General features: G+C 57.2%; 1 pseudogene. It reads right to left on the reverse strand.

The features are described 5' to 3' along the window. Window positions 1-243: pseudogene (locus tag INF68_RS21560) on the reverse strand (IS3 family transposase); the annotation flags it as partial.

The following is a 243-nucleotide window of genomic DNA, read 5'->3' on the forward strand; positions in this document are numbered from 1 at the left end:
AGACCTGATTGGCCCGGACAACAGTAAACTGCCGCTGCACGCGATTAGGGGCAACCACTGAAGGTCAGCCGGCGATACGACGCGGCGCTTTATAGCCGCGCACGGCTTTGATCCGGTTCAGTTGCATAATACGACCCACCCGGTTTTTGCCGCAGGTCTCCCCGATTTCGTTCAGGTCGCCATGAACCCGCCGGTAACCGTATACGCCTCCGCTCAGTGAATATGAGTCACGGATAAGCGTTA

The organism is Enterobacter cloacae complex sp. P16RS2 (genome assembly GCF_014982155.1).
Lineage (GTDB): Bacteria > Pseudomonadota > Gammaproteobacteria > Enterobacterales > Enterobacteriaceae > Enterobacter > Enterobacter cloacae_M.